The sequence below is a fragment of the Saccharopolyspora cebuensis genome (genome assembly GCF_039542665.1).
GTDB classification, from domain to species: domain Bacteria; phylum Actinomycetota; class Actinomycetes; order Mycobacteriales; family Pseudonocardiaceae; genus Saccharopolyspora; species Saccharopolyspora cebuensis.
On sequence record NZ_BAABII010000006.1, the window covers coordinates 222250 to 237198 of the forward strand.

Annotated in this window: 16 protein-coding genes; 1 reads left to right on the plus strand and 15 read right to left on the minus strand. The window is 72.8% G+C overall.

Translation table 11 applies throughout. The features are described 5' to 3' along the window. Positions 1-101: 101 nt before the first annotated feature. The 13 genes from ABD976_RS12705 to ABD976_RS12765 all read right to left on the minus strand — a co-directional run bounded on the left by ABD976_RS12705 (position 102) and on the right by ABD976_RS12765 (position 12577). Positions 102-2414, minus strand: a complete 2313-nt coding sequence (locus ABD976_RS12705) for a RelA/SpoT family protein (RefSeq protein ID WP_345362323.1) — start codon at positions 2412-2414, stop codon at positions 102-104. Positions 2415-2601: 187 nt separating this feature from the next. Further along, on the minus strand, positions 2602-3138 hold the full coding sequence (locus tag ABD976_RS12710; RefSeq protein WP_345362327.1) for an adenine phosphoribosyltransferase: 537 nt from the start codon (positions 3136-3138) through the stop codon (positions 2602-2604). 20 nt (positions 3139-3158) lie between these two features. Next, on the minus strand, positions 3159-4346 hold the full coding sequence (gene secF / locus ABD976_RS12715) for a protein translocase subunit SecF (protein WP_345362330.1): 1188 nt from the start codon (positions 4344-4346) through the stop codon (positions 3159-3161). Between the two features lies 1 nt (position 4347). Beyond that, complete coding sequence (gene secD / locus ABD976_RS12720) at positions 4348-5919, minus strand: protein translocase subunit SecD (protein WP_345362333.1); 1572 nt, start codon at positions 5917-5919, stop codon at positions 4348-4350. 339 nt (positions 5920-6258) lie between these two features. Then, the gene (gene yajC / locus ABD976_RS12725) at positions 6259-6669 is read right to left on the minus strand and encodes a preprotein translocase subunit YajC (protein ID WP_345362336.1); all 411 of its coding nucleotides are present in this window, start codon (positions 6667-6669) and stop codon (positions 6259-6261) included. A gap of 394 nt (positions 6670-7063) precedes the next feature. Continuing rightward, complete coding sequence (gene ruvB / locus ABD976_RS12730; protein WP_345362339.1) at positions 7064-8131, minus strand: Holliday junction branch migration DNA helicase RuvB; 1068 nt, start codon at positions 8129-8131, stop codon at positions 7064-7066. 7 nt (positions 8132-8138) lie between these two features. Continuing rightward, entirely contained in the window at positions 8139-8729 is a 591-nt protein-coding gene (gene ruvA / locus ABD976_RS12735) for a Holliday junction branch migration protein RuvA (protein WP_345362342.1), read from the minus strand. Next, the gene (ruvC, locus tag ABD976_RS12740) at positions 8726-9304 is read right to left on the minus strand and encodes a crossover junction endodeoxyribonuclease RuvC (RefSeq protein WP_345362572.1); all 579 of its coding nucleotides are present in this window, start codon (positions 9302-9304) and stop codon (positions 8726-8728) included. The genes ruvA and ruvC overlap by 4 nt, the downstream gene beginning before the upstream one ends. Before the next feature lie 102 nt (positions 9305-9406). Continuing rightward, positions 9407-9901, minus strand: coding sequence for a DUF4262 domain-containing protein (locus tag ABD976_RS12745; RefSeq protein WP_345362345.1), 495 nt, complete (start codon positions 9899-9901; stop codon positions 9407-9409). Between the two features lie 229 nt (positions 9902-10130). Next, the gene (locus ABD976_RS12750) at positions 10131-10883 is read right to left on the minus strand and encodes a YebC/PmpR family DNA-binding transcriptional regulator (protein WP_345362348.1); all 753 of its coding nucleotides are present in this window, start codon (positions 10881-10883) and stop codon (positions 10131-10133) included. 41 nt (positions 10884-10924) lie between these two features. After that, positions 10925-11551 carry a pyridoxal 5'-phosphate synthase glutaminase subunit PdxT gene (gene pdxT, locus ABD976_RS12755; RefSeq protein WP_345362575.1) on the minus strand — a complete coding sequence of 209 codons (627 nt, stop codon included), beginning with the start codon at positions 11549-11551 and terminating at the stop codon, positions 10925-10927. 28 nt (positions 11552-11579) lie between these two features. After that, positions 11580-11888, minus strand: a complete 309-nt coding sequence (locus ABD976_RS12760) for an AzlD domain-containing protein (protein ID WP_345362351.1) — start codon at positions 11886-11888, stop codon at positions 11580-11582. Then, positions 11885-12577: an AzlC family ABC transporter permease gene (locus ABD976_RS12765; protein ID WP_345362354.1), complete on the minus strand. Its 693-nt coding sequence runs from the start codon at positions 12575-12577 to the stop codon at positions 11885-11887. The genes ABD976_RS12760 and ABD976_RS12765 overlap by 4 nt, the downstream gene beginning before the upstream one ends. Before the next feature lie 67 nt (positions 12578-12644). Between ABD976_RS12765 and ABD976_RS12770 the strand changes: the two genes are divergently transcribed. Further along, complete coding sequence (locus ABD976_RS12770; protein WP_345362357.1) at positions 12645-13217, plus strand: helix-turn-helix domain-containing protein; 573 nt, start codon at positions 12645-12647, stop codon at positions 13215-13217. Between the two features lie 36 nt (positions 13218-13253). Here the strand turns inward: ABD976_RS12770 and pdxS are convergent, their stop codons facing one another. Further along, complete coding sequence (gene pdxS, locus ABD976_RS12775; RefSeq protein WP_345362360.1) at positions 13254-14150, minus strand: pyridoxal 5'-phosphate synthase lyase subunit PdxS; 897 nt, start codon at positions 14148-14150, stop codon at positions 13254-13256. Between the two features lie 121 nt (positions 14151-14271). Then, positions 14272-14883, minus strand: a complete 612-nt coding sequence (gene pgsA / locus ABD976_RS12780; RefSeq protein WP_345362363.1) for a phosphatidylinositol phosphate synthase — start codon at positions 14881-14883, stop codon at positions 14272-14274. Between the last annotated feature and the right edge of the window lie 66 nt (positions 14884-14949).

Below are 14949 nucleotides of genomic sequence, written 5' to 3' on the forward strand. Positions count from 1 at the left end.
GGACCGGCCGCCCACCCACCGCGAGCGACATCCGAACGCTGCCAGCCGCCGGGGGGCCGGGCAAGCAGATCCGGCGCGAAGAACCCGATCAGGGAACCCGATCAGGCCGCGGACGTCACCCGGTACACGTCGTACACGCCCTCGATGTTGCGCACCGCCTTGAGCACGTGGCCCAGGTGCTTCGGGTCGCCCATCTCGAAGGAGAACCGGCTCACCGCCACCCGGTCCTTCGAAGTGGTCACCGAGGCCGAGAGGATGTTGACCCGCTCGTCGGCGAGCACCTTCGTGACGTCGGAGAGCAACCGGTGCCGGTCCAGCGCCTCAACCTGGATGGCCACCAGGAACACCGACGAGGCCGACGGCGCCCAGTGCACCTCGACCAGCCGTTCCGGCTGCTTGCGCAGCTCGTCGGCGTTGGTGCAGTCGGTGCGGTGCACGCTCACCCCGCCGCCGCGGGTGATGAACCCGAGGATCTCGTCGCCGGGCACCGGGGTGCAGCAGCGGGCCAGCTTGGTCCACACGTTGTCGACGTCCTTGACCACCACGCCGGAATCACCGCGCGTCCGGCGGCCCCCCTCCAGCGTCGACGGGGTGGACCGCTCGGCGATCTCGTCGGCGGCCTGCTCCGGCCCGCCGATCATGGTCACCAGGCGCTGCACGAGGTGCTGGGCGGAGACCTGGCGCTCCCCGACGGCCGCGTAGAGGGCGGTGACGTCGACGTAGTGCAGTTCGTGGGCCACCGCGCCCAGCGATTCGGCCGAGACCAACCGCTGCACCGGCAGCCCGAGGCGGCGGATCTCCTTGGCGATCGCGTCCTTGCCGGACTCGATCGCCTCCTCCCGGCGTTCCTTGGCGAACCACTGCTTGATCTTGGCCTTGGCCCGCGGCGACGCCACGAACGACAGCCAGTCCCGGCTCGGGCCCGACCCCTCCGCCTTGGAGGTGAAGATCTCGACGACCTCGCCGTTCTCCAGCTTGCGCTCCAGCGCGACGAGCCGGCCGTTCACCCGGGCGCCGATGCAGCGGTGCCCGACCTCGGTGTGCACGGCGTAGGCGAAGTCCACCGGCGTCGACCCGGAGGGCAGCGTGATCACATCGCCCTTGGGCGTGAAGACGAAGATCTCCCGGGTCGCCAGGTCGTAGCGCAGCGACTCCAGGAACTCGCCGGGGTCGGCGGCCTCCCGCTGCCAGTCGAGGAGCTGGCGCATCCACGCCATCTCGTCGACCTCGACGCCCGACTGACCGCCGTTGCGGCCCTTGGTCTCCTTGTACCGCCAGTGCGCCGCGATGCCGTACTCGGCGGTGCGGTGCATCTCGTGGGTGCGGATCTGCACCTCCAGCGGCTTGCCCTCCGGGCCGATCACCGTGGTGTGCAGCGACTGGTAGACGCCGAAGCGGGGCTGGGCGATGTAGTCCTTGAACCGCCCGGGCATCGGCTGCCACAGCGCGTGCACCACGCCCATCGCCGCGTAGCAGTCGCGCACCTCGTCGACCAGGATGCGCACGCCCACCAGGTCGTGGATGTCGTCGAAGTCGCGCCCGCGCACGATCATCTTCTGGTGGATCGAGTAGTAGTGCTTCGGGCGGCCCTCGACCTTGGCCGACAGCCGGGCGGTGTCGAGCTGCCCGGAGAGCTCGTCGACGACGGTGCGCAGGTAGGTGTCCCGCGACGGGGCCCGGTTGGCCACCAGCCGGACGATCTCGTCGTACTTCTTGGGCTGGAGGATGGCGAAGGCCAGGTCCTCCAGCTCCCACTTGATCGTGGCCATGCCGAGCCGGTGGGCCAGCGGCGCCAGCACCTCCAGCGTCTCGCGGGCCTTGCGGGCCTGCTTCTCCGGCGGCAGGAAGCGCATGGTGCGCATGTTGTGCAGCCGGTCGGACAGCTTGATGACCAGCACCCGGGGATCGCGGGCCATCGCGATGACCATCTTGCGGATGGTCTCGGCCTCCGCGGCGGCGCCCAGCTTGACCTTGTCCAGCTTGGTGACGCCGTCGACCAGGTGCGCCACCTCCTCGCCGAACTCGTCGCCGAGCCGCTCCAGCGAGTAGTCGGTGTCCTCCACCGTGTCGTGCAGCAGCCCGGCGATGAGCGTGGTGGTGTCCATGCCCAGCTCGGCCAGGATGGTGGCCACCGCGAGCGGGTGGGTGATGTAGGGGTCGCCGGACTTGCGGCGCTGGCTGGCGTGCTTGTCCTCGGCGACGTCGTAGGCCCGCTGGAGCAACCCCAGGTCGGCCTGCGGGTGCAGGTCGCGGTGCACCGCGGCCAGCGGTTCGAGCACCTGCTTGACCTGCGCCGCCCGCTGCGCGGTGATCCGGCGGGCCAGCCGGGCCCGGACACGTCGCGTCGCCGAGGCGGGGCGCGGATCGGCGAGCGGCGCGCTCGCCGAAGCGGGGGACTCGACGTGTTGGCTCAACGCACGCTCCCGGCACAAAGGCGTCGTGGTCTCGTTCCTGGGATCCAGACGTCGAGAATAACGCCATCCGAGTGATCGGCCTTCCCTGGTGCGGGTGTGAAACGCCCAGCGGTCCCCTGGCGCTGGGGACCGGCACGCCACCGATCGGCCGGACCGATCGAACACCCACCCGAACGGGTGGTCCAGGTCACACGCTGAGCAGCGCGCGGATCTCCTCCCCGGCGATCTTGTCGCGACCTTCCAGCGCGGTCAGCTCCAGCACCACCGCCGCGGCGGCGACGTCGGAGCCCGCCTGCCGGACCAGTCGGCACGCCGCGCCCAGGGTCCCGCCGGTGGCGAGCACGTCATCCACCACCAGCACCCGCTGCCCGGCCCGCAGCGTGCCCGCGGGCAGTTCCAGGGTCGCGCGCCCGTACTCCAGGGTGTAGTCCACGCGGTCGGCGACCTCCGGCAGCTTGCCCGGCTTGCGCAGCCCGATCACCCCGGTGCCGGCGGCCTGGGCGACGGCGGCGCCGAGCAGGAACCCGCGCGCCTCGACCCCGGCGACCACGTCGAACCGGAAGTCGCGCCCGAGCGCCCCGACCACGGCGGCCAGCGCCGGACCGTCGGCGAGCATCGGGCTGATGTCGCGGAACAGCACTCCCGGCTCCGGGAAGTCCGGGACCTCCCGGACCAGCTCGGCCGCCGCGCGCAACGCGCTGTCGGTCTGGTCCACCACCTGCACGGAACCCGCACTCCTCCTGCTCAACGCCGCCGCTTGCCCGACGGCTGCCGCGTCTTCCCGGTCGGGGTCTTGCCCGGACCGGCCGCGGGATTGCCGTTCGACCGCTGGGCCCGGCGGCCGCTCGCGGTGCCCGCCGCGACGACGGGGCGCTCCGGCGGCTCGATCCCGGCCTCCTTGGCCGCGGCCCGCTCGCGGCGCGCCAGCACCTTGGCGGTGTGCTCGCGGTACTTCGGGTCCCGCGCCTTGAAGTCCACCAGCAGCGGCGTGGCCAGCAGGATCGACGAGATCACCCCGGCCAGCATCCCGATGAGCTGGACCAGCGCGAGGTCGCGGAGCACGCCGACGCCGAGCAGCCCGGAGCCCACCACGAGCAGACCGGCGACCGGCAGCAGCGCGATGACCGAGGTGTTGATCGAGCGCGCCAGGGTCTGGTTGACCGCCAGGTTCGCCGCCTCGGCGTAGGTCCGCCGCGTCGTGCTCAGCAGGCCCCGGGTGTTCTCCTTGACCTTGTCGAAGACCACCACGGTGTCGTACAGCGAGAAGCCCAGGATGGTGAGCAGGCCGATCACGGTGCTGGGCGTGACCTCGAACCCGATCAGCGAGTAGAGACCCGCGGTGACCACGACGTCGTGCAGCAGCGAGACCAGCGCCGCGACCGCCATCCAGCGCTCGAAGTAGAACGCCAGGAAGACCGTCACCAGCACCAGGAACACGCCGAGCGCGATCAGCGCCTGCTGGGTGATCTCACCGCCCCAGGTGCCGCTGACCGCGCTGTCGCTGATCACGGCCGGGTTCGGCTGCCCCTGGACGTCCAACGGCCGCAGGTCGGCGAACAGCGCCTCCTTGACCTGCGAGACCTCGGCGGCGTCCAGCGACTCGGTCCGGATCTGGATGCTCTGGCTGTCCCCCGCACCGACCGTCTGGACGGTCTCGGCGGGCTGGCCCAGCGCCTCCTCGAAGGAGGCCCGGACCGCGTCGTCCTCGATCGGGCCCTGCGCACCGACGGCGGGCATCTGGATCTTGGTGCCGCCCTCGAAGTCGATGCCGAGGTTGAAGCCCTTGAACCCGACGGCGCCGAGGCAGACGAGCACCAGCAGGCCCAGCGACACGTAGAAGCGGGCGCGCTTGCCGATGATGTCGAACGCGCCGGTGCCGGTGTAGAGCCGGTGGAAGATGCTGGTCCGCTGCTCGTTCCCTGGGGTCGTCACGTCACGCCTCCTCGGCGGTCGTCGGCTGACCCGTCCGGCGGCGAGCGGCGCGAGCCCGGTCGCTGATCCGCTGCACCGCGCCGAGCCCGGAGACCGAGGGCTTGGACAGGAACTTGTTCTTGGAGGCCATCGCGACCAGCGGGTGCGTCACCAGGAACACCACGACCAGGTCGAGGACGGTGGACATGCCGAGGGTGAAGGCGAAGCCCTTGACCTGCCCCACCGCCAGCACGTACAGCACCGCGGCGGCCAGGAAGCTGACCGTGTCCGCCGACAGGATGGTGCGCCGGGCGCGCGGCCACGCCCGCGGCACCGCCGAGCGGAACGTGCGTCCCTCGCGTATCTCGTCCTTGAGCCGTTCGAAGAACACGATGAACGAGTCCGCCGTGATGCCGATGGCGATGATGAACCCGGCCACCCCGGCGAGGTCGAGGGTGAATCCGACCCATCGCCCGAGCAGCACGAGCACCGCGTAGACGATGCCACCGGAGAGCACCAGCGACAGGATCGTCAGGATGCCCAGCAGGCGGTAGTAGAACAGGCAGTACACCGCGACGAGCGCCAGGCCGATACCGCCCGCGATGAGCCCGGCCTCCAGCGAGGCGACGCCGAGGGTGGCCGAGACCGTCTCCGCCTCGGACTGGTCGAAGGCCAGCGGCAGCGAGCCGTACTTGAGGATCTCGGCGAGCTCGGTGGCGCTCTGCTGGTTGAACTGGCCGGAGATCATCGCGTTGCCGCCCAGCAGCGCGGTCTCGATGCTGGGCGCCGACACCACCTCGGTGTCGAGCACGAAGGCGGCCTGCTGGCCGACGTTGGCGGAGGTGAAGTCCGCCCACTTCTTGGCGCCCTCGCTCTTGAACTCCAGGTTGACCGTCCAGCCCTGGCCGCTCTGCGGCTGCGGCGGCTGGGCCATCGCGTCGGCGACCTGCTCGCCCTGGAGGAAGACGGGTTCCAGGAGGTACTTCGCGGTGCCCTCCTGGTCGCAGGTGACCAGCGGGCGCGTCGGATCGTCGTTGCCGCGCAGCGGGTCCTCGGCGTTGCAGTCCAGGGTCTGCAACGCCTGCTGCAGCACGGCCGGATCGGTGCTCTGCCGGGTGGACTTGGCTTCCTCGATGAGCCGCTGCTGGTCCTCGGGCGACGGGGCCTGCGCGGGAGCGGCGTTCTGCGGCGTGGTGCCCTGCGGCGCCGGCTGCACCGGGACGGCGGTGGTGACCTTCCGGAAGTTCAGCTCCGCGGTCTGGCCGAGCTGCTTGGCCTGCTCACCGCCCGCGCCGGGGACCGTGATGACCAGGTTCGAACCGTCCCGGGTCACCTCGGAGCCGCTGATGCCCATGCCGTTGACGCGGGTCTCGATGATCTGCCGCGCCTGTTCCAGCGACTCGTTCGTGGGCGGGGCGCCGTCGGGAGTGCGGGCGGTGAGCGTGACGCGGGTGCCGCCCTGCAGGTCGATCCCGAGCTTGGGGGTGGGCTTGCCGTCGCCGGTGAAGAAGACCAGCGAGTACAGCGCCACCACGATCAGCGCGAAGATCCCGAGATAACGCCCTGGGCGGATCTGCCCGGCCGGAGGTGCCACGGTGCGTCCGTCTCCCGTCCACGATCTACGTCTCCAGACCGCGCCCGCCCGGCGGACGACGCGGAAATCCGCCCCTCAGTCTGACAGGCCGGGTGCGCGGTCCCTCCGCCGCGGGGTGCTAACCGGAGGTGCACCGCTGGTCACCCGGGGTCGCCGGGGGTCGGCACAGGTGCGCGCCAGGCAGCGCTGCCTGGCGCGACGGGTCCCGGCGCGAACCGGTCCGGCACCCGGTGGCGGCCGGAGCCGCCTTCGGGTGCGACCGGTTCGGCGGGGTCGGCTCGGTGGCGTTCCAGAGCGGCGCCGGTCGTTCCACCGGCACCGCCCGGGCACCGAACCCGCTCAGTTCGCCTTCTGCTGCTCCGGCTCGGCGACCTTGTCGGTCTCGGCGGCCTTGTCGTCGGCAGCGGCCTTGCTCGCGTCCTCGGTCTTGCCGGTGTCCTCGGCCTCGTCGGCGTCGGCGGACTCGACCGGGGCGGCCTGCTCCGCGGCGGCCTGGTCGACGACCTTCTCGCGCACGGCGGCGCGCACCCAGGTGGTGGTCAGGCCGGGGGCCAGCTCCAGCTCGATGCTGTCGTCGGCGGTGGCCACGACGGTGCCGAAGACGCCGGAGGTGGTCATCACCCGGTCACCCGCGGTCAGCGAGTTCTGCAGCTTCTGCTGCTCCTGCATCATGCGCTTCTGCTTGCGCGCCTGCAGGAACAGCGGAACGGCGAGCAGGACGATCAGCAGGGGGAAGATCAGGGATTCCATCGTGCTCCGTTTCAGCGGACGCTAAGGGCCCAGCCCTCGCAGCACTGCGCCCGAATTGTTCGGATGTACAACCTCCAGTGTGCCAGGTCAACTGGAGGTAGCGGGCACCCTACTCCTCCGCCTCAGCACCTGTCGCCGAGCGCTCGGCTCCCAGCGGCAGCCACGCGGCCCCCAGCAGCAGCCCAGGGCCGCCCCGAACAGCCCCGCCGACCGCCGCGGCAGGCCCGGGTGGGCCTTCTCACCAGCAGCGCACCGGCCACCCGCGCAGCAGGCCCGCCACCCGTTCGGGACGTGAGTGAGGGGCACCCTTGCCCGAGTAACTTGGGCAAGGGTGCCCCTCACCTAACTCGCACCGCGCGCCGTTCGCGCGGACCGCCGTTCCGGGGCGCGGGGATCAGACGTCGAACAGGGTCGCTGATTGCCCGCCCGGGGCGTTCTCCGGCGCCGGCAGTCCCAGGTGCGCCCAGCCCGCGGCGGTGGCGACCCGGCCGCGCGGGGTGCGGGCGAGCAGCCCGGCGCGCACCAGGAACGGCTCGCAGACCTCCTCGACGGTGGTGGACTCCTCGCCCACCGCGACGGCCATCGAGGAGATCCCCACCGGGCCACCGCCGAAGGAGTGGACCAGGGCGCCCAGCACCGCGCGGTCCAGCCGGTCCAGGCCGATCTCGTCGACGTCGTAGACCTCCAGCGCGGCCCGGGCGATCTCGCGGGTGACCGCGCCGTCGGAGCGCACCTCCGCGTAGTCCCGGACCCGGCGCAGCAACCGGTTGGCGATCCGCGGCGTGCCCCGGGAGCGGCGCGCGATCTCCACCGCCCCGTCGTCGCGCAGGTCCACCCCGAGGATGCCCGCCGAGCGCCGGAGCACCTGCTCCAGCTCCGCCGGGACGTAGAACTCCATGTGCGCGGTGAAGCCGAACCGGTCGCGCAGCGGGCCGGTCAGCGCCCCGGACCGGGTGGTCGCCCCGACCAGCGTGAACGGCGCGATCTCCAGCGGGATGCTGGTGGCCCCGGGGCCCTTGCCCACCACCACGTCGACCCGGTAGTCCTCCATCGCGAGGTACAGCATCTCCTCGGCCGGGCGGGCGATGCGGTGAATCTCGTCGATGAACAGCACGTCGCCCTCGGCGAGGTTGGACAGCATCGCCGCGAGGTCGCCGGGGCGTTCCAGCGCGGGGCCGGAGGTGACCCGGATCGCGGCGCCCAGCTCGGCGGCGATGATCATGGCGAGGCTGGTCTTGCCCAGGCCCGGCGGTCCGGAGAACAGCACGTGGTCGGGCTGGTCACCCCGGTTCAGCGCCCCGCGCAGCACCAGTTCGAGCTGCTCGCGGACGCGGGGCTGGCCGATGAACTCCGCCAGGTGGTGCGGGCGCAGGGTGCGTTCGACGTCCTGCTCGGTGGCCTGCCGGTGCGGGTCCAGGGCGACCTCGTCGCGCCCCGGGCCGTCCTCGTCGAGCTCGGTCATGCCCGCCTCACTTCGGGCCCAGCTTGGTCAGGGCCTCGCGCAGCACCGCCGAGTTGTCCAGCCCGTCGTGCCCGGCGGCCAGCACCGCCTCCACGCTCTGCTCGGCCTGCTTGGCGGAGAAGCCGAGGCCGACCAGGGCCTCGGAGACCTCGGTCCGCAGCCGCCCGCGGTCCGGTCCCGACGGCGCGGGCGAGACCACCGCGCCGACCTTGTCCCGCAGTTCCAGGACCAGCCGTTCGGCGCTCTTGCGGCCGATGCCGGGGACCTGGGTGAGCACCGTCAGGTTGCCGTCGCCGAGCGCGTGGCAGAGCTGGTCGGGGGTGAGCACGGCCAGCGTCGCCAGGGCCAGCCGGGGGCCCACCCCGGACGCCGTCTGGAGCAGGCCGAACAGGTCCCGCGACTCGGCGTCGGGGAAGCCGTACAGGGTCAGCGAGTCCTCCCGGACGACCAGCGAGGTCCACAGCCGGGACTCCTCGCCCCGGCGCAGCCCCGCCAGCGTCGCCGGGGTGGCGTGGACGGCGAACCCGACCCCGCCGACCTCGACCACCGCGTGATCGAGACCGATGGAGAGCACCGGGCCGCGCACCGTTGAGATCACGGTCGACCTCCGTTCCGTGCCGAGCGCTGTGCCGCCTGCAGCCGCGCGCGGTGGTTGCGGGCCAGTTCGGCGGCCTTGGCCTCCGCCGCCGCCAAGCGCTCGGCCATCGGCGCCCGCCACAGGTGGCAGACGGCCAGGGCCAGCGCGTCGGCGGCGTCGGCGGGCTTGGGCGCCGCGGCGAGCCCGAGGATCCTGGTGACCATCGCGGTCACCTGCTTCTTGTCGGCCCGGCCCGATCCGCTGATCGCGGCCTTGACCTCGCTGGGGGTGTGGAAGGCCACCGGGAGGTCGCGGCGCGCGGCGGCCAGCGCCACGACCCCGGAGACCTGCGCGGTGCCCATCACGGTGCGCACGTTGTGCTGGCTGAACACCCGCTCGATCGCCACGACCTCCGGGCGGTGGGTGTCCATCCAGTCCTCGACCACCTCGGCCACCGACCGCAGCCGCAGGGCCAGGTCGTCGTCCACCGGGGACCGCGCCACGCCGACGGCCACGCAGCTCAGCTTCCGGCCCCGGCCGTCGACCACGCCGAGGCCGCACCGGGTCAACCCGGGGTCGACGCCGAGCACCCGCACCATGAGCTGACTCCCCCGCTGACCTGACGACTCCGGCCGTGAACACCCGTTCGAAGCCTAGCCGACCGGGATCATCGCCCCGGGTCCGACATGCCGACGCGATCAGGGTCCGTCGACGCCGGGCCGCCAGCTCTCCGGGGCCCCGCTGGCGGTCAGCACCGGCTGGTACTCGCGGAAGCCGCCGGGCGCGTCGTCGTCCCAGGGGAAGCGGCCCTCCTCCGGGCTGGCGACGATGAGCTGCACCGCGGGGAAGTCGTCACCGCCGTAGACCACGAACGCGCTGCCCAGGTACTCCGGGTAGTGCCGGTGGTCGATCCGCTCGAAGGTGACCGGGCAGCCCCGCAGGAAGCCCTCGTAGAGCTGCCCGGGGGCGAACCGCTCCCCGGCCGACACCCGGCGCACGTACTGGCCGATGACCGACTGCGCGACCTCCGGCGGCAGCCCGATCACGACCACCTCCGGCTTGCCGAACCGGCGCCAGGCACCCACCGAGAACGCGAACGGGGCACCGCCCTCGTCCCCGGCGACCTGCACCACCGCCGCGCCCTCGCGCTCGGCGGTGTCGACCAACCACTTCCGCAGCTCCTCGTCCACCACGGCGCCATTCTGCCTGCCGCGCGCCGCGGGACGGCCCGGACGGCCGGGCCGGGTGCGGTGGCCCACACCCGCCGACCGGGGCGCTCCGGCGATCAGGCGTCGACCTGGGCCATGACCTCGTCGGCACGTGGAATCTGACACAGCGGCGAAACGCCGACTTCTACGCGTCGACCTCGGCCATGACCTCGTCGGACACGTGGAATCTGGCACAGCGGCGAAACGCCGACTTCTACGCGTCGACCTGGGCCATGACCTCGTCGGACACGTCGAAGTTGGCGTAGACGTTCTGCACGTCGTCGCAGTCCTCCAGCGCGTCGATCAGCTTGAACACCTTGCGGGCGGCGTCGGCTTCCAGCGGCACGGTCACCGAGGCCAGGAAGCTCAGCTCGGCCGAGTCGTACTCGATGCCCGCCGCCTGCAACGCCTTGCGGACGTCGACCAGGTCGGACGGGTCGGCCAGCACCTCGTAGCTTTCGCCGAGGTCGTTGACCTCCTCCGCACCGGCCTCCAGCACCGCGCCGAGCACGTCGTCCTCGCCGAGGCCGTTCTTCGGCAGCAGCACGACGCCGCGGCGGTTGAACAGGTAGGACACCGAGCCCGCGTCGGCCATCGAGCCGCCGTTGCGGGTCATCGCGGTGCGCACGTCGCCCGCGGCGCGGTTGCGGTTGTCGGTCAGGCACTCCACCAGCACGGCGACCCCGCTCGGGGCGTAACCCTCGTACATGATGGTCTGCCAGTCGGCGCCGCCCGCCTCCTCGCCGCCGCCGCGCTTGCGCGCGCGCTCGATGTTGTCCGTCGGCACCGAGTTCTTCCGGGCCTTCTGGATGGCGTCGTAGAGGGTCGGATTGCCCTCCGGATCACCACCGCCGGTCCGCGCGGCGACCTCGACGTTCTTGATCAGCTTCGCGAACAGCTTGCCGCGCTTGGCGTCGACGGCGGCCTTCTTGTGCTTGGTGGTGGCCCACTTCGAGTGGCCGCTCATCTGTCCTCCGTCGTTGTTCGCCCGCGCGCCGACGGCGAGCGTCACCGCGCGCGGACGGTCTGCACGAAATGGCGGTGCACGCGTTCGTCCCCGCCGACCAGCTCCGGGTGGAAGGCGGTGGCGAGCACGCGTGCCTGCCGAACCGCGACGATCCTACCGGCGGGCGCCGCCGGCGCCGACGCGTCGGGCACCTCGGGGTGTCCGGCGGTGGCCAGCACCTCGACCGCGGGCCCCGCCGACTCGACCCACGGGGCCCGGATGAACACCCCGCGCACCCGGCCCACCTCGCGCACGTCCAGATCGGTCTCGAAGGAGTCGACCTGCCTGCCGAAGGCGTTGCGCCGGACCACCACGTCCAGCGCGCCCAGCGGGCGCACCGCCCGGTCGTCCTGGACCTCGCGGGCGAGCAGCACCATCCCGGCGCAGGAGCCGTAGGCGGGCAGCCCGGCGGCCAGCCGGGCGCGCAGCGGCTCGGTCAGCTCGAAGGCGTCGAGCAGCCGGGACATGGTGGTGGACTCCCCGCCGGGCAGCACGATGCCGTGCACCTCGGCCAGCTCCTCGGGCCGGCGGACCGGGCGGGCCACCGCCCCGGCGCGCTCCAGCGCGGTGAGGTGCTCGGCCACCCCGCCTTGCAGGGCCAGCACCCCGATCACCGGCCGGGCGTTCATCACCTGCACGTCTCCTCCTCGATCTCGATCAGCTCAGGCCGACCACCCGCAGCAGCGCGGTGGTCGCCGCCGCGGCGACCACGACCAGCACGAACGGCGCCTTGCGCCAGGCCAGCACCCCGCCGACGGCCACCCCGGCGAACCGGGCCCAGCCGGCGAGGTCGCCGCCCTCGAACGCGGTGCTGGTGGCCACGAACCCGCCGAGCAGCACCATCGCGGCGATCGACATGAGCTGCTCCCAGCGCGGCGAGAACTCCACCCGGCCGCGCAGCAGCGGCCCGGCCAGCCGCATCGCGTAGGTCCCCGCGGCCAGCGCGAGGACGATCCCCACCGTCATCGGGCGGCCACCCCCTTCGGCAGCGGCAGCGCGGCGGCGAGCCCGACCAGCCCGGCCACCACCGGCAGCCCCTCGGGCAGCAGCGGCGTGGTCGCCACCGCGACCAGGGCGCCCAGGGCGACCGCCCGCAGCGTCCGGTGCTCCCGCAGGGCGGGCGTGATCAGCGCCAGCAGCGCGGCGGGCAGCGCCGCGTCCAGCCCGAGCACCGCCGGGTCGCCGATCCGGGCGCCCAGCAGGCCGCCGACGAACACCGACGGCGCCCACGCCAGGTACAGGGCGACCCCGACCAGCCAGTACGCGCGCTTGCGCTCCGGCTCGGTGGGCTGGGCCAGCGCGAAGGCCACCGATTCGTCGACCATGAGGTGACTGCCGAGCAGCCTGCTCGGCCAGCCCCGGTCGAGCAGCCCGCCGACCGCCAGGCCGAACGGGAAGTGCCGGGCGTTGAGCATCAGCCCGCCGAGCACCGCGGTCACCGGCGCGGCGCCCGCGGTCACCAGGCCGACCACCATGAACTCCGACCCGCCGGCGAAGACCACCGCGCCCATCAGCGTGATCAGCCAGAGCGGGACGCCCTTGCCGACCGCGATCGCCCCCAGCGAGGCGCCCACGATCGCCATGGCCGCGGCCATGGACAGGGCGTCGCGGACCAGCCGATCGTGCCACCACCGCGTTCGTTGAACCGTACTCACGTTCGCTAGCATGAACATGCGTCCCGCGTTCGTCAAACCGAACAGGAAGGTCGGTACACCGAACATGATGCGCGAGAACGACACCAGCCGGGCGGCCCCACCGCTGGAGACCATCGCCGCCTCGCTGCGCCGGGAGCGGGACCGCGCCGGCCTGTCCCTGACGGAGCTGGCCAAGCGCGCGGGCATCGCCAAGTCGACGCTCTCCCAGCTCGAGGCCGGGACGGGCAACCCGAGCGTGGAGACCCTGTGGGCGCTCGGCGTCGCCCTCGGCATCCCGTTCAGCAGGCTCGTCGAACCGCCGTCCCCGCAGGTCCGGGTGATCCGCTCCGGCGAGGCCCCGATGGTGCGCTCCGAGCAGTCGCCCTACGCCGCGGCCCTGCTCAGCTCCTGCCCGCCGGGCGCCCGGCGCGACCTGTACCTGCTCGAACTCGAACCCGGCGGCGTGCGCCACGGCGACCCGCACATCCCCGGTTCCGTCGAGCACGTGCTGGTCACCGCCGGGCACCTGCGCGTCGGCCCGCGCGAGCAGCCGGTGGAGCTGGCCCCGGGCGACTACGCCGCCTTCTCCGGCAGCGCCCCGCACCTCTACGAAGCCCTGGCCCCCGGCACGACGGCGGTCCTGCTCATGGAGCACGTCTGAGCCCCCGAACGTGCGCCTGGTGAGGGTGGGCGGGCCTCACCAACCGCGGGTCGCGTAGTGATCGTCGACGGCCTCGCCGCTGATGCCGACCATCGCCTCGCCCAGCCCCCGGGAGACCTGCGCGAGCACGTCGGCGTCGTCCCAGAACGTCGTCGCCTTGACGATGGCCGCCGCGCGCGCGGCCGGGTCGCCGGACTTGAAGATGCCGGAGCCGACGAAGACGCCCTCGGCCCCCAGCGCGCGCATCATCGCCGCGTCGGCGGGAGTGGCGATCCCGCCCGCCGTGAACAGCACGACCGGCAGCCGACCGGCCCCGGCGACCTCCCGGACCAGCTCCAGCGGCGCCCGCAGCTCCTTGGCCGCGGCGGGCAGCTCGTCGGCGTCGAGCGCGGCCAGCCGGCGGACGTCCCGCCGGATCCGGCGCATGTGCCGGGTGGCCTGCACGACGTCGCCGGTGCCCGCCTCGCCCTTGGAACGGATCATCGCGGCGCCCTCGGCGATCCGGCGCAGCGCCTCGCCGAGGTCGGTGGCGCCGCAGACGAACGGCACCGTGAAGTCGTGCTTGGCGATGTGGTGCTCCTCGTCGGCGGGCGTGAGCACCTCGGACTCGTCGACGTAGTCGACGCCGAGCGCCTGCAGCACCCGGGCCTCGACGAAGTGCCCGATCCGCGCCTTGGCCATCACCGGGATCGACACCGCCTCGACGATCCCGGAGATCAGCTCGGGGTCCGACATCCGGGCCACCCCGCCCTGCGCGCGGATGTCGGCGGGCACCCGCTCCAGCGCCATCACGGCGACCGCCCCGGCCTGCTCGGCGATCACCGCCTGCTCGGGCGTCACCACGTCCATGATCACGCCGCCCTTGAGCATCTCGGCCATGCCGCGCTTGACCCCGTCGGTACCGGTGCGCTCGGCACCCGTCTGTGCGCTCACCTGCGAACTCCTTCCACCGCGATCCTGCGGGGACGAGGCTAGGCGCGAACTGGACCACGGACACGGGCCACTAGGGGCCCATTTCAGTAGTCCACTTTCCGGCGGCCGAAGCGGGTCGCGCTCAGCGCTGGGCGCCGCGGTGCTCGGTGCGCACCGCGACCATCCGCTGCGCGACGGTGAGCAGCGAGAGCACCACCAGCAGCCACACCGCGACGTCCAGCACGAAAGGCACGCCGAGGCCGTGCAGACCGGTGCCGACCAGCACGACGATGAAGCGCTCGGCGCGCTCGGCCAACCCGCCGTCGGCGCGCAGCCCGTTGGCCTCGGCGCGCGCCTTGACGTAGGAGATGACCTGCGCGCACACCAGGCAGATCAGCAACCCGGCGCCGAGCGCCCGGTCGCCCTCCACCGCCAGCGCCCACCAGGCCAGCGCGCCGAACAGCGCCCCGTCCACCAGCCGGTCGCAGGTCGCGTCCAGCACGCCGCCGAACGCGGTCGCGCGCTCGCCCGCCCGGGCCATCGCCCCGTCCAGCAGGTCGAACAGCAGGAAGAGGGTGACCACGACGGTGCCGGCGAACAGCTCACCGCGCGGGAAGAACCACAGCGCGGCCGCGATCGCGGCGAGGGTGCCGACGAGGGTCACGGTGTTCGGCGACAGACCGAGCCGCACCAGACCCGCGCCGACCGGATCGAGGAGCCGGGCCAGTGTCGCCCGCGCCGAGAAGTTGAGCATCGTCCTGGAACGACCGCCTAGCGCCGAGGTGCCTACACCCGAAGATTAGCCGCCCCCGCGCGGGAT

What these genes read in the sequence shown, in the direction of transcription:
- ABD976_RS12770 (WP_345362357.1), top strand. Translation starts at nt 12,645, where the DNA reads ATGCGCGAGAACGACACCAGCCGGGCGGCCCCACCGCTGGAGACCATC.
- pgsA (WP_345362363.1), bottom strand. Translation starts at nt 14,883, where the DNA reads ATGCTCAACTTCTCGGCGCGGGCGACACTGGCCCGGCTCCTCGATCCG.
- ruvB (WP_345362339.1), bottom strand. Translation starts at nt 8,131, where the DNA reads ATGACCGAGCTCGACGAGGACGGCCCGGGGCGCGACGAGGTCGCCCTG.
- pdxT (WP_345362575.1), bottom strand. Translation starts at nt 11,551, where the DNA reads ATGAACGCCCGGCCGGTGATCGGGGTGCTGGCCCTGCAAGGCGGGGTG.
- yajC (WP_345362336.1), bottom strand. Translation starts at nt 6,669, where the DNA reads ATGGAATCCCTGATCTTCCCCCTGCTGATCGTCCTGCTCGCCGTTCCG.
- ABD976_RS12760 (WP_345362351.1), bottom strand. Translation starts at nt 11,888, where the DNA reads ATGACGGTGGGGATCGTCCTCGCGCTGGCCGCGGGGACCTACGCGATG.
- ABD976_RS12750 (WP_345362348.1), bottom strand. Translation starts at nt 10,883, where the DNA reads ATGAGCGGCCACTCGAAGTGGGCCACCACCAAGCACAAGAAGGCCGCC.